This window comes from Fluctibacter corallii, from assembly GCF_025751585.1.
GTDB classification, from domain to species: Bacteria; Pseudomonadota; Gammaproteobacteria; order Enterobacterales; family Alteromonadaceae; genus Fluctibacter_A; species Fluctibacter_A corallii.
In genome coordinates this window covers 224606-247440 of the sequence record NZ_JAOWKX010000006.1, presented here as the reverse complement: position 1 = coordinate 247440, position 22835 = coordinate 224606, and the positions used below count along the sequence as shown (strand labels likewise).

Sequence of the window (22835 nt, the reverse complement as noted above, 5' to 3'; positions counted from 1 at the left end):
AAATTAAAGTTTACTGATATCAACGGCATTCCAATGTGGGAAATGCTTTCTGACCAAGGCATTGAACTCAAGCTCAAACTCTGAATAATCTGAACCTGTCGCTGCGTCGTCTTTCGCATCGATGATCATGCCAGCACCTACCGTACTGTTGGTAAGACGGTCTATTACGATAAATGCGCCTGTTGCACGGTTTTTTTCATATGGATCGCATGCGATTTGCTGAGTCAGTTTAATATCAACCACCCCGATTTCATTTAATTGCATGTGCACAGCATCTTTATGCGCCATGGTGTTAACATCGATCAAGTGATGGATATTAGATACGCTTCCCTGAACGAACTTGGTGGCAAACTTAAATCCATATTGCTTATTTGGCAGCATTGCTTCTTCCGCCATCCAAACCAAGTGCGTTTGGAACTGTGTGCCTTGCAAAGGAAGATTGTCAGACTTCACAATCATATCGCCGCGTGAAATATCAATCTCGTCTTCAAGTGTGATTGTAGTGGCTTGCGGTACGTGAGCATGTTCACTTTCGCCATCAAAATTTACAATCGCTTTTACTCGAGACTGCTTACCCGAAGGCAGCGCGGTGATGCTATCACCTTTGGCGATTTCGCCAGATACTACCGTGCCAGCAAACCCTCTAAAATCAAGGTTAGGGCGATTTACGTATTGAACCGGAAATCTGAAGTCATTCGTGTTGTTGTCTTCACCTATTTCAATAGTTTCTAGCATATGCATGAGTGTGTCGCCTTGATACCAAGGGGTGTTTTCACTCTTATTTACTACATTATCACCTGCGAGCGCAGAGATCGGTACAAACTGAATATCGGGAATATTCAATGTTTCTGCGAATGCGAGGTAATCCTCTTTAATGTCGTTGTAAACCGTTTCGCTGTAGTCTTTTAAGTCCATTTTGTTTACGGCAACGATAACGTGCTTGATACCTAGCAGAGACACTAAAAATGAGTGGCGCTTAGTTTGCGTTTTTACGCCGCCTCTGGCATCGACCAGAATAATGGCAAGATCGCAGGTAGACGCACCGGTTACCATGTTACGGGTGTATTGTTCATGTCCTGGCGTGTCGGCGATAATAAATTTACGCTTTTCAGTTGAAAAGTAACGGTAAGCAACATCAATAGTAATGCCTTGCTCGCGCTCTGATTGAAGGCCATCAACCAGAAGGGCTAAATCAACCGCTTCGCCGGTTGTTCCAACTTTCTTACTGTCTTTTGTGATGGCAGCCAGTTGGTCCTCATAAATCATTTTTGAGTCATGCAATAAACGACCAATGAGGGTGCTTTTTCCATCGTCAACACTGCCACAGGTTAAAAAGCGGAGAAGGTCTTTCTTCTCATGTTGTTCAAGGTAACTCAAAATATCGGATTGCAATAATTCGTCTTGGCTATTCATTATTAACAGCTCACTAAAAAATACGGGTTTAAAAGAGATTCTTTCTGATTGTACCGAAGAGGCTCGGCGTCTGATGCAGTTAACGTTTTCGCATCTAGCACATGTACGTATGCACCGGCTGCCTCAACAACAGCGTGCGCTGCCGCTGTGTCCCACTCTGAAGTCGGGCCAATTCGCGGATACAAATGGGCTTGGCCTTCGGCAATAAGACATAGTTTCAACGAACTGCCCATAGGGATGAGTTCGTAATCACCATCGAGAGATTCAAGAAGTCGTTGAATGTCTGCACTTTGATGGGAGCGACTGCCTACTACCTTCCAGGTTTCATCGCGCTCACGTGGAGCAGGGGATATCGCGGACTTTTTCCCTTGAAATAAAACGTATGCGCCTTCTGATTCGCTTCCTGCATAGGTTTTTTCTAAAACCGGTGCATTAACGACGCCCATCACGGGACGACCGTCTTTTATTAGTGCGATATTGACCGTGAATTCACCATTTTTTTTGATAAACTCTTTGGTACCATCAAGCGGGTCAACAAGCCAGTATTCCTTCCAGTTCTGGCGGGTTTGCCAAGGAATATCTGCACTCTCTTCCGACAAGATAGGAAGGTCAGACAGCTGTGCGAGCTCGTCAACTATAATATTGTGTGACGCCAAGTCTGCTTCGGTGAGCGGACTTTCATCAGCCTTAGTATTGATGTCAAAGTCTCGGCCGTATATCTCTAAAATGGCGCTACCTGCTTTTTCCGCGATAACAATGATTTGTTCGAGCGTAACCATATTAGATTCGTCCTTGGTCAGTAAGTTGCCCGTAGACTAACTCCGCTAGGGCTTCTGCGCTTTGACCATCAAAAGGCAAGTGTACTTCTGGCGACACGGGTGCTTCATAAGGCGAGTCGATGCCTGTGAAATGCTTGATATCACCTTGGCGCGCTTTTTTATATAAGCCTTTAGGGTCACGCTTTTCACACTCATCAATCGGAGTATCAACGAATACTTCGATAAATTCATGCTCAGCAAGCAAGCTTCTGCAAAAGTTTCGATCAGCACGAAACGGAGAAATAAATGCGGTTATCACGATTAAGCCCGCGTCGACGAACAGCTTTGATACTTCACTAATACGGCGAATATTTTCCACACGGTCTTTTTCACTAAAGCCTAGGTCGCCGCAGAGGCCGTGGCGCACATTGTCACCATCAAGCAAATAAGTGTGTTTGCCTTCATCCGCAAGCTTTTTTTCCAACAAGTTTGCTATGGTTGATTTACCCGAACCACTTAGCCCGGTAAACCAGATAACACATGGCTTTTGCGTCTTGCTGGATGCGCGGCGTGTTTTGTCTACATCATGTTGGTGCCAGACAATATTGTTTGACATTAGAAGTATCCTTCCATTTTTTTCTTTTCCATCGATCCAGAAGAATCGTGGTCAATTACACGGCCTTGACGTTCGGAGGTTTTGGTCAACAGCATTTCTTGAATCACGTCTGGCAAAGTGGCGGCAGTTGATTCGACGGCGCCAGTGAGCGGATAACAGCCAAGCGTTCTGAAACGCACGGAACGCATTTCTGGCTTTTCCCCCTCATTCAGAGGCATTCTTTCGTCGTCTACCATAATCAATATGCCGTCACGCTCAACAACGGGGCGTGGCTTGGCAAGATAGAGAGAGGGAATCTCAATGTTTTCCATGTAGATATACTGCCAAATATCTAATTCAGTCCAATTTGACATAGGAAAAACACGGATGCTTTCACCTTTGTTAATCTGAGAGTTGTAGATATTCCAAAGCTCGGGACGTTGGTTTTTGGGATCCCAGCGATGGTTGTCGTCTCTAAATGAGTAAACGCGCTCCTTTGCGCGAGATTTTTCTTCATCACGTCGCGCGCCACCAAAAGCGGCATCAAACTGATACTTGTCTAGCGCTTGCTTAAGGGCGACGGTTTTCATAATGTCTGTGTGTTTAGCACTACCATGGCTAAACGGTCCTACGCCCATATCAACGCCTTCTTGATTGATATGCACAAGCAAGTCGAAATCGTATTTCTTTGCCATGCGATCGCGGAACTCGATCATCTCACGGAATTTCCACGTTGTGTCTACATGAAGAAGAGGAAAAGGAATCTTGCCCGGCGCGAAGGCTTTGCGCGCCAAATGCAGTAAAACAGACGAATCTTTACCGACCGAGTAGAGCATGACAGGGTTATCAAACTCTGCTGCAACCTCTCGAAAGATATGAATGCTCTCTGCTTCTAGCTGTTTTAAATGTGTAACTGATGGAATTGTTGCCGACATGACTTTCCTGAAACCCATTGCAAAAATTAACTGTATTTTGGCGCTGACTCTATCATAGAACTGGGATGGTAACGAATTACAAAATCATCTATTTAAAAGCAAAAAGTTGTAATGAGTTAGTTTCAATAACTAAATGGAATGAAAAGAGATAAATTTAACGCTATGAGAATTGAAAACCATGGCGTCATTTGACGAATTATTCACTAAACTTTGAATTTTATATAACAGACGGTACAATCGCTCAATCTCGACAGGTCTGACCACCAAGGTCTTATAATTATTAAAGAGGGCAACTATGTCGGCTAAGCAATCAGTGACAACCCGAAGTGGCGATCGTATCGCTATTGTAGCGGGGCTTCGTACTCCTTTCGCCAAAATGGCAACTCATTTTCATGGCGTTCCTGCCGTCGACCTTGGAAAAATGGTCGTCAATGAAATGCTAACACGCGCCAACCTTGATCCGAAAATGGTTGATCAGTTGGTGTATGGTCAGGTTGTGCAAATGCCTGAAGCACCCAATATTGCGCGTGAAATTGTATTAGGCACGGGCATGAATGTTCATACTGACGCCTATTCTGTTTCTCGTGCATGTGCTACGAGTTTTCAGTCTGCTGTAAATATCGCCGAATCTATGATGGCTGGAAACATCGAAGTCGGTGTTGCTGGAGGTGCAGATTCTACTTCTGTGTCACCGATCGGTGTATCCAAAAACTTAGCAAGAGCGCTTGTTGATTTACAGAAAACAAAAACCCTTGGTCAAAAGTGGGGCGTGATCAAAAAGTTGGGTTTCAAAGACTTGCTACCAGTACCGCCCGCGGTGGCAGAGTACTCAACAGGGTTGTCTATGGGACAAACTGCGGAGCAAATGGCAAAAACTCACCAAATTAGCCGAGAAGAGCAAGATAAACTTGCACATCGTTCACACACGTTAGCGGCGAAGAACTGGGAAGAGGGGCATCTTGCATCAGAAGTAATGACGGCCTATGCAGAGCCATTTAAGGGTGCGTTAGAGCGTGATAATAACGTGCGTTATGATTCAAAACTCGAAGGTTACGCAAAACTACGTCCGGTGTTTGATCGCAAACATGGCTCAGTGACTGCCGCCAATGCAACCCCTTTGACGGATGGTGCGTCAGCGGTATTGATGATGACAGAAAGTAAAGCAAAAGCGATGGGATACACACCATTAGGTTACATTCGTAGCTACGCGTTTGCGGCAATTGATGTATGGGAAGACATGTTGATGGGGCCATCTTATGCGACTCCGATTGCATTAGACCGCGCAGGTATGACATTGAATGACCTAACGCTTATTGAGATGCATGAAGCATTCGCGGCGCAAACATTAGCAAACGTAAAAATGTTTGCCAGTGATAAGTTTGCCCAAGAGAAGCTAAACAGAAGCAAAGCAACGGGTGAAATTGACATGGACAAGTTCAATCAAATGGGTAGCTCTATTGCTTACGGTCACCCATTCGCAGCAACGGGTACGCGTATGATCACGCAAATGCTAAACGACTTAAACCGCAAAGGTGGAGGTACTGGCCTTCTTACTGCATGTGCTGCTGGTGGTTTGGGTGCTGCAATGATCGTTGAGACGGAGTAATGTGAGCTATGACGGAACAAACAATGACAGAAACAACAGAATCTCGTAGTGCTTTTTCTCTTAATGTAAGAGACGACGGTATCGCCATATTAACAATGGATGTGCCAGGCGAGACAATGAACACGCTAAAAATCGAGTTTGCTGAACAGATTGCAGCCATGCTCGATGAAATTGAAGCAAACAAGCAAATTAAAGGTGTTGTACTTGTAAGTGGTAAAGACAGCTCATTCGTTGCAGGTGCTGATATTTCGATGCTAGCAGCGTGTCAGTCGGCAAATGATGCTGAAACTATTGCTAAAGGTGGTCAGGATATTTTTCAGCGCATCGAAGATATGTCGATTCCTTTCGTTGCTGCCATTCATGGGCCTGCCCTAGGCGGCGGGTTGGAACTTGCCCTTGCATGTCATTACCGTGTTTGTACTGATGATGCAAAGACACAGTTGGGTCTTCCAGAAGTACAGCTTGGTTTATTACCTGGTAGTGGTGGTACACAAAGATTGCCTCGTTTAATTGGTATTCAACAGGCGATGAAAATGATGCTAACTGGCGCGCCAGTGCGCCCTAAGCAGGCGAAAAAATACGGCATCGTTGACGAAATGGTGCCAAAGAGCATTTTGCTTGATGTCGCGATTAAACTTGCCAATAAAAAAGCGAGAAAACCATCTGGTCCTAACAGAAACTTGCAAGATAAATTGCTTGAAGGGACTGGCTTTGGTCGTAATATTCTTTTCAAACAAGCGCGAAAGCAAACACTGGCGAAAACGCAGGGCAATTATCCAGCCCCTCTTAAAATTATCGACTGCATAGAAGCAGGCGTAAACAAAGGCTTTAAGCAAGGTCTACAAGTAGAGGCGCGTAACTTTGGACAGCTGGTAATGACGCCAGAGTCTAAGCAACTTCGCAATATCTTCTTCGCCACAACCGAAATGAAAAAGGAAACAGGCGTTGAAGGTGTTGAGCCTGGTAAACTTGAAAAAGTAGGCGTACTAGGTGGCGGCTTGATGGGCGGCGGTATCGCGTTTGTTACGGCAACCAAGGCGGGTTTGCCAGCGAGAATTAAAGATGTACGTCATGAAGGCATCGCAAATGCTATGAAGTACAGCTACGACTTACTGATTAAAAAAGTTAAGCGCCGTTTTATGATGAAGTCCCAGATGCAAAAGCAGATGGCATTGTTGACAGGCTCGCTAGACTATTCGGGTTTTTCTGATGCCGATGTAGTAATTGAAGCGGTATTTGAAGATGTAAAATTGAAGCAGCAAATGGTGGCTGACGTTGAAAGTCACTGTAATGAAGCTACGATCTTTGCGTCAAATACGTCTTCCATTCCGATTCACAAAATTGCTGCAGAAGCACAGCGACCTGAAAATGTTATTGGCCTTCATTATTTCTCACCAGTAGATAAAATGCCTCTCGCTGAAGTGATAGCGCATGAAAAGACCTCAGATAAAACCATTTCTACAACGGTTGAGTTGGCACGCAAGCAGGGTAAAACGCCCATAGTGGTTAAAGACGGTGCCGGTTTTTATGTGAACAGAATTCTAGCGCCTTACATGAATGAAGCTGCCAACGTGCTGCTCGCGGGTGAGCCTATTGAGCATATCGATAAATCTTTAGTCAAGTTTGGCTTCCCTGTTGGCCCTGTCAAATTGCTTGATGAAGTTGGTATTGACGTTGGCACCAAGATTATACCGATTCTTATGGATCAATTTGGTGATCGCTTTAAGTCTGCTGATGCATTCGATAAAGTGTTGGCTGATGATCGTAAGGGCAAAAAGAACAAACGTGGTTTCTATAGCTACGACGGTAAAAAACCGGGCAAAGAAGTGGATGAGAGCATTTATTCACTGCTAAATGTAACGCCCGCCAAAAAGCTGTCATCTGAAGAGCTTGCTGAACGTTGTGTTATGATGATGCTTAATGAAGCGGCTATGTGTTTAGAAGAAGGGGTAATTCGTAGCCCGCGTGATGGTGATATCGGTGCCATTTTTGGCATTGGATTCCCGCCATTCCTAGGTGGTCCATTCCGTTACATGGATACATTGGGTGCTAAACACGTTGTAGCTCGACTAAATCATTATTCGGCGACACTTGGTGACAAGTTTACACCTGCAAAAATCTTGGTTGAAATGTCTGAAAATGATGGAAAATTCTACGGGTAATACCGAGATATAGTACAGGTAGATACTCATGTTAAGCCCAGCGTTTGCTGGGCTTTTTTATTAAGATGATAATTTTTATTGAGGTGAAAATTCATCTAATTGCTGTATTTTTCAGCAAATGTCTATATAATCTCCGCGCTTAATTTTAGTCCCTTATATCGTCTTATTAGACTTCTTAGAGGGAGAGTCAGCGGTGTGGTGTGAGGCCGTCAGAATATGCAAGAATAGTGAGAGTAGTATGTTACTTGTATTTTTATGTATGGCTTGTTGTTCAAGTTTATTCTTCTACATTGAGGCATTTCAGTCAGCAATGCCAGCTAAAAAATGGGCAGTTGCCGGTTTCTTATTTGGGCCGTTTGTTTTTCCTATGTTTACCATTTCTCAGCATATGGCGTTTAGGCGAGCTAGGGGATTTAGGAACGTATATTGGCGAGCATAAAAAAGAGAGCTGGGCTCTCTTTTTCCATGTTCAGCTCTAACTGCAACGGTCGTGCCTTTCTAGGTTTATAATGAGTATAAAGAAAGTTGTTGGTTACGTGCTACAGTCTGAAGATCGTTAATAATTATAAAGACTAAAGATCAACTTTTTTGCTTTGCCTCCAAAGTTCTACTTTGTGACTGTTTTCCGTCAGGTTTTCTTTAATTACATCTGCTTGAACTGTGTTATCTGTCGGTGTTGATGTCGCTATGATTAATGCAACTGCATATGCTTTAAGCATGCTGTGGTTCCTCTATTATTATGACTGCTCTGACGTGTTTCCGTCATCACAGTAGAGGTAGCGAATAGCGTGCCAACTATTTTTGCTTTAGTGAATGATTACCCAACTTTTTCGGATATAAATCTTCCTAGTTGATGGTTTTCTCTCAAGAGCTTTTCAAACTTCGCAGAACTTAATGGTTTACTGTACAGATAACCTTGTAACATCTCGCACTCGTATCGACGGAGTATGGACAACTGCTCTTCGAGTTCCACACCTTCTGCGACTACCTTAAGGCCTAAATTATGGGCGATATTGATAATAGACGCTGCCATATGCTTGTCGACACTTGACGTAGCGATATCGTCAATAAAGGCTTTATCGATTTTTAGCGTGTTGAGAGGAAACTTTTTAAGGTAGGCTAACGAAGAGTACCCCGTTCCGAAGTCATCCAGTGCTAAATGGATACCCCGCTGTCGCAAACGGTCCATCATCATAAGCGCCTGATCGGGATTCTGCATCAACGTACCCTCGGTAATTTCACATTCCAAATGTAAAGGGGATAGATTGACGCTGTGAAGTATTTTTTCGATGCGATCATCTAAATCGGCAAGCTCAAATTGTCTTGCAGAAATGTTTACAGCAACACGTCCTGTAAAGAGGCCTTCTGAAACCCAACGTTTGGTGTCTGCGCAGGCTTTTTGCAACACCTTTTCTCCGATGTCAATTATTTGACCTGTTTCTTCTGCGAGTGGAATGAACTGCGCTGGGCTGACAATGCCTTTCTCTGGGTGTTCAAAGCGAACCAGTGCTTCCATACTGACTAGCCGCCCTGTGGCTATATCAACTTTAGGTTGATAAAACACCGTAAATAGATCTTCTTTTAATCCATTTCGGATAAGGTTTTCAATTTGAAGTTGTCGAACTGCATTTTGATTCATTTCGCCACTGAAAAACTGGTATTTATTTCCGCCTGCATTCTTCGCAAAATACATAGCAGTATCAGCATTTTTTAACAATTCTTGTGGCGTGTTACCATCGCCTGGGTAAAACGCAATACCTAAACTTGCCCCTAAAACAAATTCTTGTTTGTTGATAAGGAAGGGGCGGGCGAGATCATCAAGCACGCGCTGTGCAAGATGTGTAATTTTGTGAACGTCGGTGGTATTGTCAACAAGAATCGAAAATTCATCTCCACCCAGTCGATAACACGTTAACTCATTACCCGTTACACGCTGGAGTCGTTTACCAATTTGCTTGATCAGGATGTCACCGGTTTGGTGTCCAAGAGAATCATTAATCTTTTTAAAGTTATCCATATCTAAACACAGCAGCGCATGTTTGATATTTTTCCTTACTAAATTTGCGTGACTCGCTTGAAAAAAAGAACGGTTCGGCATCTCTGTGAGCGGGTCCGTATTGGCAAGCTTTAACAGTTCTTTTTCTGTGCTCTTACGTGCCGTGATATCTGAAAATACGCCAACAAAATGGCTGATTTTGCCATTCTCACCTTGGATGGCATCAATATTTAATTCCATCTCGTACTTGTCACCGTTTGAGCGTCGGGACTCTACTTCACCATTCCAGTTACCTTTTTGTCTAAGGGATTTTTTTACTTCCTCGGTAAACGCTTCAGGGTATTGGTGAAACGTAAGATAACTGACTAATGCTTGCTCTCGGGTTTCCCCTGTGTGCTTACAATATGCCTGATTAACTGAGATAAACTTAAACTTCTCGTCAGTAATAAACACACCATCAGAGATGGTTTCAATAGAACGCTTAAATAAATTCAGTTGCTCTTCAGCTTGTTTTAAGTGTGAGATATTTTTAAGGGTTCCAGTCATACGTACGGGCTGGTACTGGCTGCCGCGCTCTACGACTTTTCCTCGGTCAAGTAACCAGATCCATTCTCCTTTAAATGTTTTCGCGCGGTAGGTTACCTGAAAGTGGTCAGTATCTTTGTCTAAGTGCTCCTTCAGGGCAGTTTGAATACGAGGTACATCATCTGGGTGAATATTAGTTTGATACGAGGCATTAGTGCGTATTTCATCTTGGGGAAAATCAAGGATTCCCCACGTGTTAGAGCGAAAAACCTGGCCTTTAGAGATATCCCAATCCCATAGTTCATCGCCGCTACTCCATAGGGTGAGCTTCAACCGTTCTTCACTTTCACGAACAGCGCGCTCACTGGCCTGTTTAGCACGATATTGTCTATAAAAATAGATTGTAAGCAGAGATAGTACAACGAAGTAGCAAACGAGTGCACTTGGGTGAAACCACAACGGTGGTGACACGATGATTTTCATTGCTCGGCTGGGGGACCAATCACCACTTTGTGCTTGGCTTTGTACTTCAAATAGATAATCACCAAACATCAAGTTAGTGTAGGTTGCCGAACGTTTGAGTGAGTCAACATATACCCAATGCTCGTCACTTCCATTTAATCGGTATCGATAATTTACTTCTTTCGGAGATATCGAGTTTAATTGCGAAAACGTCAGGGTAAATTGTGAAAAGTTGTGTGGCAGAGTAATAGACTCTGATAACGCAATTGCTTTTTGCAAAGGACTGTCATGTCCAATGTTTTTAACTGGCTTATTAAGTATTTTTAATTCAGTGATTGCAGGAATTGCATGGCGCTGATTTTGTGCTCTCCCAGCTGCGATAAGCTTAGGGTCAATAACATGAATGCCATCAATGCCACCGAACAAAATCGTGCCATCAGATGCGAGCGTTGCTGCTCCCTCGGTGAGTTCGTCATATTGCAACATATGCCTTCTGATATGTGTTTCCACATGCCCAGTTTCTAAATTAACTTCTACGATATCGTTCGAAGCCGCAAGCCAAGCACTGTTGTCTGACGTAATGGCGGTACTGAATAGGCCGTACTCTTCGCTAATGGAAGGAGCAATTCTTTCAACCAAAGAATAGGTTTGTTTATCTAGCTTCATAATGCCATGGTTCATGGTTACTGCTAAATAAAAGTCTTTAAAAGACTCTACTGCCAAGAGGATTGGCTGAGAGTTGTCAATTGAATAGAGAACTTGTCTAACATCTTTTGTATCCAAGTTATATAGAACTAATCCTAATTTGGTGTTCAGCCATAAGTTTCTATTTTCGTCTAGGTATTCAGGGAAGGCAGAAATGAGCCCAGGAATGGACAGTGATATCTTCGACTTTTCCAACGTAGAAGCGTCTATCAAAGATGGCGTGGACATAGGCGGCCCCGCCCATACTTGGTTATCTATTAAAGATGAATCTTGAGAGAGCTCGCCTTCAAATATGTGCTCGTATTGTACTAGTTGATTGTTTTCATGCTTAAAGCCGTAAATGCCATTGCTGGTAGCAAGCCAAACTGTCCCGAATTTATCCAAGTTTATATCGAAAATAGCGTGCTCAAAATCCTCAAGATAGATGCTGTAGTTTGCATTTTTTGAGTTAAAGACAAATAAACCGCTGGTTTGAGTGGCGATCCATATTTCACCATTTGGTGATTCAATAATTCCCCAAACCATTGATAAGCTTTTTTCGCGTCCGTCAACTTTAACGTCTGAAAAATTCTTAATTCTTGCATTAAGAGGGTGGTAGCGATGAAGGCCTGCTGTAGGTGTGCCTAGCCAGATTGCACCTTTGCTATCTTGATAGAAGTTTAGGATATATCTATCTTTAAGTCCCACATAGTAGTCATTCGATTTATCAATAGAGTAGAGTGTTTCATATTCTGGTGTGATAGCACGGATACCGTCGGGTGTACCAAGCCAGATGGTAGAATCTGACAACTGTGTAATGGCTCTGATGGCTTCTGAATATCGATTTTCTATATGTACTGCTAAGTTTCCTGTTTCATCCTTCGTGTACTGGGCCGTGAAGAGTCCTTTTTCAGTAGCAAATAAGTGGCTATCGTTAATGGTTGCAATTTGGAAGAGATGGTCACTAGGGATGCTCACACGCCAAGGGTTATTTCCATCTGCTTTGTAAAGCTGGCGTGTCAGGTTGTCGATGAAGTAAACGCCTTGGCCATTCGTACCTAACCAAATAAAATATTCATCCTGAAATATCACCCTAACATTTTTCGGGTGTGCGGAGCCCTCAATAGGGAAAAGCGAAAATGCATCTTTATCTTCTTCAAGTTGATATAAACCATTTTGGTCTGATACGAGCAGTGTGTTGGTATCAACTTCGTTTACGGCCCATATTTGACTGCCAGCATCTTTGGTTATGCCGTAAGAGGCGATAGGGTAGCGTTTAAAGTGATCTTTTTCAGGAATGTATTGCGCAATTCCATCATAGGTATTCACCCATAACCGTTGCTTACTATCAATATACAGCGCTCTAATAAAGTTGTTGGGTAGGGAGTGAATGTCATCTTTTTTGCGAACGTATTGTTTAAATTCATAACCATCGAATCGGTTGAGACCATTGGTGGTGGCAAACCACATGAAGCCAAGATTATCTTCGATAATATCCGTTACGGTACTTTGGGTTAATCCATCTGCAACTGAATAGTTGTCAAATTGAATATCAGTTACGTCTGGGTAGGCAAACGTAGAATGAAGACATGATAAAAAAACGAAAAAGAAAATGAATATTTGTTGAGATTTAAGGCCTTGCACACAACACCCACTGGCAGTTTCTCTACCTTTTTATATTATCCTTTAAATCCCTAGTAATCATAGGGATACGCGAAAGCCACAATATGCCTAATTTCTTGTCTCTCTACAAGGTTAATTTCGGGAATGCCGGTATCCTGTAATGAAAATTCGAATATTATAGGTGATCACTGGAGAGGATTAAGCAAGCTGCAAGAACGGATTTTTGAGTTACTTGCTGCGATGAAGAGTCGAGCTTGCCTGCCATCAACAGATAAGCTCGACTCAAACCTGAGTACGGTTTATATGATAAAGTGACTCGATAGTTTAAACGCATCGATATTCTCAATACGTGTTCCTTTTACCTCTGAGTTAGGTAGACCTTGCCCTTGAGAGTAGATGACTAATTCGCCAAACATTTCTCGATTTAACATGCTGGATGCAAACCGTGCCAGTTCACTTAGCTCCAAAGATTCAATGGCTTTTATAATTCTGTCATTTTTATCGAAATTAAGGTCATCATTCCCCAACGCCATCCATAAACGTTGGCTTTTCATTGAAAGATTCGCGTCTTTTTCCGATAGCTGCTTGATGACATTATCTTTTAATCGCTGCCAGTAGGGCGCAAACGAATGGATATCGGCCAAGTGGTTCTGAAGGAATTGTTCAATCTCGTCAACCAGACTTGACGCTCCTGCATTGGGAGATTGAATATATAATGTAATGCCTGGATGCTGATTAAACGGCATATAGCCCGTACCCACAAGGTATCCAAGCTGTTTTTCGGTACGCATGTAATTGAAAAATGGAGCCGCGATAATTTGTTCAAGGAGAATAGACATTGCGACACTACTTTCTGTAAATCCTGGTGCTTGAAAGTAAATTACAACGGCTGACTCTTCTTCTTCGCTGGATACTTGGTAAACCAGTCTACTTTGCGCTCTTAGGTCCACCACATCGCGATTCAATTTTAAGCCAATATTGGCAGATGGGTTGCGCTCTCTAAGATCCTGAGTGAATGTTTCTGCTTCTTCATAAGACCAATTTCCATGGAGGAGGGTTTCAAGATACATTTCAGAGAAAAGTATGCTTGGGAAGTTAGACATAGCCCCTCTTGACGTATCTTTGACGGCTTCCAGCATTTGCTTTGAGCCGAAATTGTAACGTTGGAGTAATTCTGACAGATGAGAGAATAAACGGTTAATGGGTTTGTTCAACAACGCATTTTGCAGTGACTGAATCTGTCTTATTTTCACTTTGTCAAAGTAGGTGTCGAGCGCTGTCTCACTGTCAGTTTGGATTCGTTCTAACAGGTTTTTGAAAAGGGTTAACTGATGTTGGCTGAACCCATTAGTATGTATAGAAAATCCCGCTTGATGAGGGTAGATTCTGAAATTTAAACCTGCGATACCTGCATGGTAAAAGTCATCATTAAAATGCTCCATCAAACAGGATATCCACATGCGTTTTTGTGCTGCTGTGTATATCCCTAAGTCAGTAGCCTTGCAATCGAAAGCGAGATAGCAATCCCCTTTAGGTTGATTAAATTTGTTGTCTTGTGCAAACCAAACGTCCATACCATCGCCACGAGAAATTCTGACGGGATTTGCAAAGTCAGATGTTGGAGGGATTAACTTCGTTGACGAAGGAATATAGATGTTTGGCTCTGGAAGTTGAATCTCTGGAATGTCCTTGGGGCGCGAAAATTGCGCTAATTCCTCAGTTGACAGCGGAATCGTCTTGTATGGCGTGTTATACCAATTCGCTATTTTATCCGTTTCTAGTCCCTCATAGATGCGTTTTACACGCATGTTTTCTGGTGTCATAAACGATAAGCAGTATTGAATGGGTTTGATATCAAGCCTATCTAATAAGTAGTCTCTCGCTACAACGTGCTCTTTAGGAGACTCAAATAAGTTGCTTGACCACTGTGTTGCGAGATCGGTTGCCTTTCCCGAATCGCTATAATCAAACGCCAATTGAGACAGTTTCGCTTTCTCTTCCAGTCGCCAAAGCTGAGTTGGAATCTCTTTTGATATGAGTGCAATTGTTGAAAATATGGCTTCGATAATATCATTTTGATGCTTAACGCCCAATTCTGTGAGTTGCATATTGATATTGAAATCTTTGAAATTACTTCCTTGAATTCCTCCGCCAGCACCTAAACTAGTTGCCCAATTTTTAGACTTCAAATAAGCAAGAAGACTATGTTTGCCTTCATCTCCTAACAGATGGCTGAGCACTGAAGATGGCTTACTACGATAATATTTGTCCGTATTCGGTAAAGCGAAGCTAACTATGAGACGCTTTGTTTGCTTGATTGGCTGAATATTAATTTTGATACCCACCTGTGACTCCGTGTACAGGTTAGGTAGTTCGAGCTCTGGCAAAGGTGCAGAGGTTTTTACGTCATTGAAAGCAATTTCAACCTCGGATTTAAGATTTTCTAGTGATAGCCCACTTATCACGCAGAGTTTCATATTATTTGTCACGAAATTTTTCTGGTGAAAGTTAATTAGCTTTTGCTTTAATTCAGTAATGGGAAATTGCCGAAACACCTCAGAGTTGCCCACTGAAAACTTTGAAAATGGATGTTGAGGATTGGAAGTTTCTTTGTGAACTTGGTACAGCCTGCGCAGGTCATCTTTTTGCTTAAGCTTAAACTCAGCGTCGATAGAGTGAATCTCTTTGTCAATCAATGCTTCCTGAAAAAGGGGGTAAAACAACATATCAGAAAATCGCGCCAAACTCTCTCGCAATTCATTGCTCATCACATCAAAGTGAAAGCTCGTGTGCTCTGTCCCAGTCCAGGCATTAATATTTCCACCATGTTGTGAGACAAATTGGTTCAGATTATTTGGCTCATTGAAATTGCGGCTCCCTAAAAACAGCATGTGTTCTAAAAGATGAGCAAGTCCCTGACACTCGACGGGATCGCTGAAGTGACCTGCTGCAATGGTCATCGCGGCAGTCGTTCTTTTACTATTTGGCTCATGCACTAATAGAACGTCTAAGCCATTGTTTAGTTGAAGTAATTTATATGAGTTTTTATCAAATTGGCTGACTAGCAAATGAGTCTACCTTACGCATAAATAGTGATTAAGCACAGCATAACGGTATTTAAATATATCGATAGCTATTTCATTGAATTAAATATAATGGGTGGGCATTATATTTACCTGAAATGTATTGATAATTTAATTATGCTTAAGTTCAATCAAAAATTGAAAGTTATTTAAAAATAGCAAAAACGACTAAGAGAAGACAGATTAAATATAGATAAAAAATAGAATTCATAGAGTATAATTATCATAAATATGTGACTGATAAATAAAGTTCTAGTGGCGTATAACCTATTGGTATAGCAAATTTTTATGAGTTTTCGAAATGGTTAAGGCGATTGTATGTTGATTTTTATCATGCGGCATGGAGAAGCGGAGCCTAATGAGTGGGACGATAAATCCAGAATGCTCACTGCGTTGGGGAGAAAACAATCCAGTCAAAGCGGTATATGGATGAGACAAATGTGCGAAAGTGCAGGGGGAGAAATCGACTTGGCATTGATTAGTCCGTATCAGCGAACCCAACAAACTTTTGAGTGCGTTTCTGCTGAGATTCGTTCTAAAGATAGACTGACATGCGAGGATATCGTTCCTTCAAGTGATCCTAGTGATGCGTTGATTTACTTGGATGCGCTCTATGAAACACAGCCCAACCTACAAAGTGTGTTATTAGTTAGTCATATGCCATTCGTCAGTTATTTTTTGGATTCCATCTGTCGGCATCATTACTCTATGCTGTTTTCGGCAGGTTCTATTGCCGCAGTGCGATATACCCCAGGTAGGGCTGCATCATTAGCTGGGCAGTTTTTGCCAGAATAACAATAGGGTAATTGGGGGATCTCGCGCTATGAGAAAAGATTAGATTCTTTTTGCGCCAGAGAGGTAAAATTTACGTTATGCTTACTGTAAGGTATTTCAATACGATAATTAGGTATTAAAATATTACATAAATTTCACTTCAGTTTTGCGTGCAGTGTACCGATAAGAGAGGCGAGAGGAGGAGGCAATGCCCAGCAAAACGTTACCCGCACATTTGAGACAGGTTTTGCAAGCTCATGTTGATCAGTCGCAATTAAGCGATGATGACGAGCTGCGTGAAATAATGACCAAGCTCTCAACGTTAAATGAGCGTGTCGAAGCGCTTAAGGCGAGTGCGCGCGCTAAAAAAGCTGACCGTATTGCGCAATGCTCGCCATTGTCGAATGAACGCTCTTAATTCATTTAAAGATCTGCTGTGGATTGTGTCGGGGTAACGTAAAACGCAGGCATGACTCGCACGGTTTTAACCATGTTGTCTTTGATTTCAATAATCTCAAGTGGGTATCCAGCTACACGCAAACATACATTGGCTTCGGGAATATATTCAAGTGCTTCCAATATAAGACCATTCAATGTTTTTGGTCCCTCAGTGGGAAATACCCAATCCATTTCTTTATTCAATTCTCTGACATTTGCGCTGCCATCGACTAAGACACTTCCATCGGGTTGAACGTTAGCTTCTTTACTGTGATCAGGCAAAATACTCGTTGTAAAGTCACCAATAATTTCTTCAAGAATATCCTCAAGAGTAACAAGCCCTTGAATGTCACCGTATTCATCAACCACCAGTCCTATGCGCTCTTTCACTGCTTGGAACTTATACATTAAAGTATGAAGTGGCGTAGACTCAGGGGTGAAATAAATTTCTCTTACGGCTCTAAGTAGGCTTGCTTTGGTGAATTGATCTTTTGAAAGTAATCGCAGGGCATCGCGCATGTGCACGAAACCGACTGCATCATCTATCGTGTCACGGTATAACAGTACCCGTGTATGCTGTGCATTTACCAGTTGTCTTTGAATGTCTTTCCAATCATCGTTGATATCGATAGCCACTATATCACTACGGGGCACCATAATATCTTCGGCGGTAACCTGCTCAAGATCGAGAATACTGACCAACATATCTTGGTGTTTTTTAGGTATCATCGTGCCAGCTTCGTGAACGACAGTGCGAAGCTCTTCGCGGCTTAAGTTTTGTCCTTGATCATTAATAGGATTGATACGCAGTACCATTAAAATGCTGTTACATATGCCATTAATTAACCAAACCAAAGGATACAACAGAGTTAAGAGCGGCAATAAGATAAATGAACTAGGGAAAGAAATTTTTTCTGGATATAACGCCGCTAACGTTTTAGGTGTAACTTCAGCAAAAATCAATAAGACAAGCGTTAAACCGAAGTTGGCGACCGCTAACCCCCAGACATCGCCAAATAAGCGAATACAAAGAATGGTAGCAATCGATGCTGCAGCGATATTGACTGCGTTATTACCGATTAGAATGAGGCCTATCAGCCTGTCTTGACGCTGAAGTAGCTTTTGTACTCTCATCGCACCGCGATGCCCTTCATTTTCCAAATGCTTCAAGCGATAGCGGTTAATCGACATCATGCCGGTTTCAGAACTAGAAAAATAAGCGGATACAAGAATAAGTATACCGAGCAGTATAAATAACGTACTCGTAGAAATGGCGTCCAACTAACGGGTTCCTTAAATGTGAGCTATAGAGAATGTAAGGGTATTTTGATTTTCATTCAAGATGCGAGTCAGTAATTTATCAATTTATCAGTACTTCTTTAACGAAGCGGCTTCCGAAATAGGCAATTGTCAAAAATACGGTGCCTACGATGGTGGCTGATATGACGGGGCGACCTCGCCATCCCCATTTTCTATGACCCACCAATACAACACAAAATATTACCCATGCAATAATAGAAAATACAGTTTTGTGCGCCTGTTCCTGCACAAACATGTTATCCAAGAACATAAAACCTGTAATCAATGAAAGGGTTAATAAAAGCGTACCAGTTAACAAGATTTTGAACAAAATAGACTCAACCACCATAAGTGGTGGAAGCGGTGAATCAATGAGCGAAGCTTGCTTGTGTTTCAAGCGATAGTTGATATAAGCGAGTTGAAGAGCATACAAAAATGCAATGGTTAAGCAGCCGTAAGCGAACAGTGCGAGTGTTATGTGGCTAATTAACGCTGGCTTGAGTTCGATATGCATAATATGCGTGTCAGGGATAAACAAGCTGAACAAAATAATCAGCGTTGAGAAGCCAAAAACGACAGGGAGTAAGAATATATTTCTGAAGGCCAGCGACCCTACAGTCATGCTAATTGAAATGAGCCATGCAACCAGTGATGCCACGTTACTTATGCTCATATTTTGACCGGGTTCGAGTAGTATGCTCTGCGACAAAAGAATAAGGTGTGCACTTAACGCTATCGCTGCAAAACCCCATAGCACCGCAAAAGAAGGGCCTTTTTGATGAAACAGCCTCATTCCCATTAATAACGCAGTGATACAGTACATGGTGGCGGCGATTAGGCCGATATACATGGTGTGTCCTTTTTAAGTCTTTCTAGCAATCCCGAGGGGGCAAGATTACATGTTATTCATGTTGTTGCCAATATTATGCGGCAATTATCCGTTTGTGTGGAGGCTTGAATTTGTGACTTCGGGGTGTAAATTTTTATTTGTCTCTTCTTTAGGCGTTTCTTCCCTTTCTTCACTCAGGCGTATTGGTTATAATCCGCGCCAGTTTAAGTTGGAAAAATTGTACGTCTATGTTTGAGAATTTGACTGATCGCTTAGGTAAAACGCTCAGAAATATCAGCGGCAAAGGTCGCCTCACTGAAGAAAATATCAAAGAAACGCTGCGTGAAGTGCGGATGGCGTTGTTAGAGGCCGATGTTGCGCTTCCTGTTGTTAGAGAATTTGTATCGCAGGTTAAGGAAAGAGCGGTAGGAACGGAAGTCTCCAAGAGCTTACAGCCTGGCCAAGTTTTCATTAAGATTGTACAAGGCGAACTTGAAAAAGTAATGGGCGAGGCCAACGAAAGGCTAAACCTTGCTACACAACCACCTGCTGTAATTTTAATGGCCGGTTTGCAAGGCGCAGGTAAAACTACCAGTGTGGGTAAACTGTCTAAGTATCTTGTCGAAAGAGAAAAGAAAAAAGTATTGGTGGTGAGTGCTGACGTATATCGTCCTGCCGCGATTAAACAGTTGGAGACCTTGGCAAATGATGTTGGCGTTGAGTTTTTCCCATCGTCTACACTGCAAAAGCCCGTAGCCATAGCGGAAGCGGCAATCGATCATGCAAAGAAAGGTTTTTTCGACGTCTTGATTATCGATACCGCGGGGCGTTTGCACGTCGATGGCGATATGATGGAAGAGATCAAAACGCTACATAGCTCAGTTAAACCTGTTGAAACCCTCTTCGTGGTTGATGCAATGACAGGTCAAGACGCTGCAAATACAGCAAAAGCGTTTAACGATGCATTGCCTTTAACCGGGGTCATTCTTACCAAGGCTGATGGTGATGCGCGTGGTGGTGCAGCCTTGTCGGTTAGACACATTACGGGCAAGCCGATTAAGTTCCTCGGAATGGGCGAGAAGTTAGATGCATTAGAGCCGTTCCATCCGCAGCGCGTGGCTTCACGAATTCTTGGCATGGGAGATGTGCTAAGTTTAATCGAAGAGGTTGAGCGTAAAGTTGATAAAGACAAAGCCCAAAAGCTTGCCAAGAAAGTACAAAAAGGCAAAGGCTTTGACTTGCAGGATTTCAAAGAACAGCTTGAGCAAATGCGCAATATGGGCGGAATGATGTCGATGCTCGATAAACTGCCTGGCGTGGGCGGAATGAGCGCACAAATTAAAGAGCACGCAAATGATAAGCAGTTTGTACAAATGGAAGCGATCATCAACTCAATGACGCCTGCTGAACGTGCAAAACCCGATATGATTAAAGGTTCACGTAAAAAGCGTATAGCCGCGGGCTCAGGTACTCAGATTCAGGATGTTAACCGCTTACTGAAACAGTTCACGCAAATGCAAAAAATGATGAAGAAAATGTCAGGCGGTGGCATGAAGAAAATGATGCGTAACATGCAGGGCATGATGCCTCCGGGGGGCGGTATGCCAGGCATGGGCGGTATGTTCGGGAAAAAATAAAAGATACATACTTAAAGAGCGCTTAGGCGCTCTTTTTTTGTCTACCACTCATACCGTATTTTAACGCCATTACCTATCTTGATATTCACACTTCGTCGATATGGGTTCATTTTTTTCACTTTAATCCGCATGCACGATGACGGCAAAACTCAAATTTGCTCTTAGGCCTTTAATGTCAAGCGATGAAATATTTTTCACTCTCACTTGCAGTTATGCAGCGTTGTCTATAATTGTCAAAGAATTATACCAATGGAGACAACACTCAATGAGACACGTACACCAAAACAGAACCGCCTTGAGCATTGGCTTGGGTGCTGTTCTTCTTTCGGCCTTCGCGTCGACAGGTGCCTTTGCCAATTCGGATTTACGCCTGTCTGGCTTTGCCAGCCTTGTAGGAGGAACGGTGGTAGATGGCGATGGTTACTGGGCGCGATTACCGGAAGCTGCGGGCCAATACGAATCTGGTTGGGATTTTCAAACTGAATCCCGAGTCGGCCTTCAGGCCAGATATCAGGCGGCAGACAAACTTGCCCTAACGGGGCAAGTCATGATTCGCGGAATCAATGACTTCGAGCCCGAGTTGGAATGGCTGTATGCCAGCTATTACGTGACGCCTGATGCAAATATCAGTGTAGGACGTATGCGTTTACCGGTTTATCATTATTCTGATTTTATGGATGTTGGCATTGCTTATCCGTGGTTGCGAGTGCCGTCGGATGCGTATTCTTTAGCCGTTACAAATTATCATGGCGTTGCATTTAACTATAACTGGGACTGGGATATCGGTACCACCTCGTTTAAGTTGTACGCGGGGCAGCAAGACACCGATCCCAATGATTTAATTACCACCATTGAACAATATAAAACCGAGCAGCTTTATGATGATAGCGGTAAGTTTCGGGGCGTGAGAGGTGTTACTACCACGAAAAAGTATGAAGATATGAAAGGTATTGTGGTAGACACGCAGGTAGATTGGTTCAATCTACGTCTATCATTTTTGGATGGAAAAGAGCGTTTTACGTTTTTTGCTGAAGGCGACTATCCATCAACCCCTTTGTTTGGCGGTACATGGGCGGACACACGGTTTGTAGATGTGTCTATGTCTATAGATAAAGGGGGCTTGTTTGCTATTGCTGAATGGAATGAGTACGACACCATTTATGAATCTTGGTTTACGTCAGTCGCCTACACGATAGGGAAGTGGGTGCCCTATATTTTTTATTCAGAGTTTGAAGGAACGTTAAGATTTATTGCGCCAGGTGGAATTACCGCAGGTTTTGAAGACGGCGTAAATGGTTCTTTAGACGATTCTTATAGTACGGTTGCGATTGGTGTACGTTACAACATTAACCCTAGAACCGCGATTAAAGCCGAGTTTTTAGACTTTAGCGACGATGGGGATGCTGCTGTATTTATAGATGAAGACAGAGATGGAGATACAGACGCTCAGGCGTTCGCGGTGTCTCTGGATATTGCATTTTAAGGGGGAAGTGATGAAAACTATATTGTTTATACTGCTAAGTGTTGTGGCGTTTTCTGCTTTCTCCAAGAACGTCGTTATTATGAATGCATCAAATAGTAACGCTATTTCTGAGGCAGACATTAAAAAGATATTTCTTGGAAAAAAAGGGGCGTTTGATGATGGAAGTAAAGTGCTTCCTGTAACCTACACAGAGGGCGATGCCATTCGCGCAGCATTCAACGATGGTATGCTGGGGAAGTCAGAAACTAAATATGTAGCGTATTGGTCTAAAATGCTTTTCACTGGGGCTGGTGTGCCGCCTCAAGAGGTGGCATCTCAGGATGAAATGCTAGATGTGATCAGCAAGAATCCCTCTACTATCGGCATCATAGAAGAATCAAAAGTGAACGATTCTGTTAAGGTGGTGGCTTCATTTTAATCAACCTACCGAAACCCTAATATATAGGCCTTTTCTAGCTAAAAAGAAAAGGCCTCGAACTTTACTTGCATTTTTCTTGTAAATCCGTACAATACCGCGGCCTTTTATCTTGCAT

The 22835-nt window shown here is 42.8% G+C and carries 16 protein-coding genes; 7 read left to right on the top strand and 9 right to left on the bottom strand.

Features of this window, described 5'->3' with window-relative positions:
• Nucleotides 1–3: 3 nt before the first annotated feature.
• From cysN to cysD, 4 genes are read right to left on the bottom strand one after another with little or no spacing between them, the layout of a single operon-like run.
• Nucleotides 4–1413: a sulfate adenylyltransferase subunit CysN gene (cysN, locus tag OE749_RS12960; RefSeq protein WP_263712887.1), complete on the bottom strand. Its 1410-nt coding sequence runs from the start codon at nt 1411–1413 to the stop codon at nt 4–6.
• A 2-nt stretch (nt 1414–1415) separates the two neighbouring features.
• Complete coding sequence (gene cysQ, locus OE749_RS12955; protein ID WP_263712886.1) at nt 1416–2192, bottom strand: 3'(2'),5'-bisphosphate nucleotidase CysQ; 777 nt, start codon at nt 2190–2192, stop codon at nt 1416–1418.
• 1 nt (nt 2193) lies between these two features.
• A complete protein-coding gene (gene cysC, locus OE749_RS12950; protein WP_263712885.1) occupies nt 2194–2787 on the bottom strand; it encodes an adenylyl-sulfate kinase in 594 nt (197 codons plus the stop codon).
• Nucleotides 2787–3701 (bottom strand): sulfate adenylyltransferase subunit CysD, encoded by a 915-nt coding sequence (gene cysD, locus OE749_RS12945; protein WP_263712884.1) that lies wholly within the window; start codon nt 3699–3701, stop codon nt 2787–2789. The genes cysC and cysD overlap by 1 nt, the downstream gene beginning before the upstream one ends.
• A gap of 295 nt (nt 3702–3996) precedes the next feature.
• Between cysD and fadI the strand changes: the two genes are divergently transcribed.
• Nucleotides 3997–5307 (top strand): acetyl-CoA C-acyltransferase FadI, encoded by a 1311-nt coding sequence (gene fadI, locus OE749_RS12940; protein WP_263712883.1) that lies wholly within the window; start codon nt 3997–3999, stop codon nt 5305–5307.
• Nucleotides 5308–5315: 8 nt separating this feature from the next.
• On the top strand, nt 5316–7469 hold the full coding sequence (fadJ, locus tag OE749_RS12935; RefSeq protein ID WP_263712882.1) for a fatty acid oxidation complex subunit alpha FadJ: 2154 nt from the start codon (nt 5316–5318) through the stop codon (nt 7467–7469).
• A 572-nt stretch (nt 7470–8041) separates the two neighbouring features.
• Here the strand turns inward: fadJ and OE749_RS12930 are convergent.
• From OE749_RS12930 to OE749_RS12920, 3 genes are all read right to left on the bottom strand, one after another.
• Nucleotides 8042–8188, bottom strand: coding sequence for a hypothetical protein (locus OE749_RS12930; RefSeq protein WP_263712881.1), 147 nt, complete (start codon nt 8186–8188; stop codon nt 8042–8044).
• 98 nt (nt 8189–8286) lie between these two features.
• A complete protein-coding gene (locus OE749_RS12925; RefSeq protein ID WP_263712880.1) occupies nt 8287–12780 on the bottom strand; it encodes an EAL domain-containing protein in 4494 nt (1497 codons plus the stop codon).
• 278 nt (nt 12781–13058) lie between these two features.
• Nucleotides 13059–15827 carry an insulinase family protein gene (locus OE749_RS12920; RefSeq protein ID WP_263712879.1) on the bottom strand — a complete coding sequence of 923 codons (2769 nt, stop codon included), beginning with the start codon at nt 15825–15827 and terminating at the stop codon, nt 13059–13061.
• A 333-nt stretch (nt 15828–16160) separates the two neighbouring features.
• On the opposite strand from OE749_RS12920, the gene sixA reads away from it, so the two are divergent.
• A complete protein-coding gene (gene sixA, locus OE749_RS12915) occupies nt 16161–16637 on the top strand; it encodes a phosphohistidine phosphatase SixA (RefSeq protein WP_263712878.1) in 477 nt (158 codons plus the stop codon).
• A 187-nt stretch (nt 16638–16824) separates the two neighbouring features.
• Entirely contained in the window at nt 16825–17034 is a 210-nt protein-coding gene (locus OE749_RS12910) for a hypothetical protein (protein WP_263712877.1), read from the top strand.
• 5 nt (nt 17035–17039) lie between these two features.
• Here OE749_RS12910 and OE749_RS12905 read toward each other — a convergent pair whose 3' ends face one another.
• Both OE749_RS12905 and OE749_RS12900 read right to left on the bottom strand, forming a co-directional pair.
• A complete protein-coding gene (locus OE749_RS12905) occupies nt 17040–18335 on the bottom strand; it encodes an HlyC/CorC family transporter (RefSeq protein WP_263712876.1) in 1296 nt (431 codons plus the stop codon).
• A gap of 79 nt (nt 18336–18414) precedes the next feature.
• Nucleotides 18415–19203, bottom strand: a complete 789-nt coding sequence (locus OE749_RS12900; protein WP_263712875.1) for a cytochrome C assembly family protein — start codon at nt 19201–19203, stop codon at nt 18415–18417.
• A 227-nt stretch (nt 19204–19430) separates the two neighbouring features.
• Between OE749_RS12900 and ffh the strand changes: the two genes are divergently transcribed.
• From ffh to OE749_RS12885, 3 genes are all read left to right on the top strand, one after another.
• Nucleotides 19431–20819, top strand: coding sequence for a signal recognition particle protein (gene ffh, locus OE749_RS12895; RefSeq protein WP_263712874.1), 1389 nt, complete (start codon nt 19431–19433; stop codon nt 20817–20819).
• 265 nt (nt 20820–21084) lie between these two features.
• Nucleotides 21085–22302, top strand: coding sequence for a hypothetical protein (locus OE749_RS12890; RefSeq protein ID WP_263712873.1), 1218 nt, complete (start codon nt 21085–21087; stop codon nt 22300–22302).
• A 10-nt stretch (nt 22303–22312) separates the two neighbouring features.
• Entirely contained in the window at nt 22313–22720 is a 408-nt protein-coding gene (locus OE749_RS12885) for a phosphate ABC transporter substrate-binding protein (RefSeq protein ID WP_263712872.1), read from the top strand.
• Nucleotides 22721–22835 lie beyond the last annotated feature (115 nt).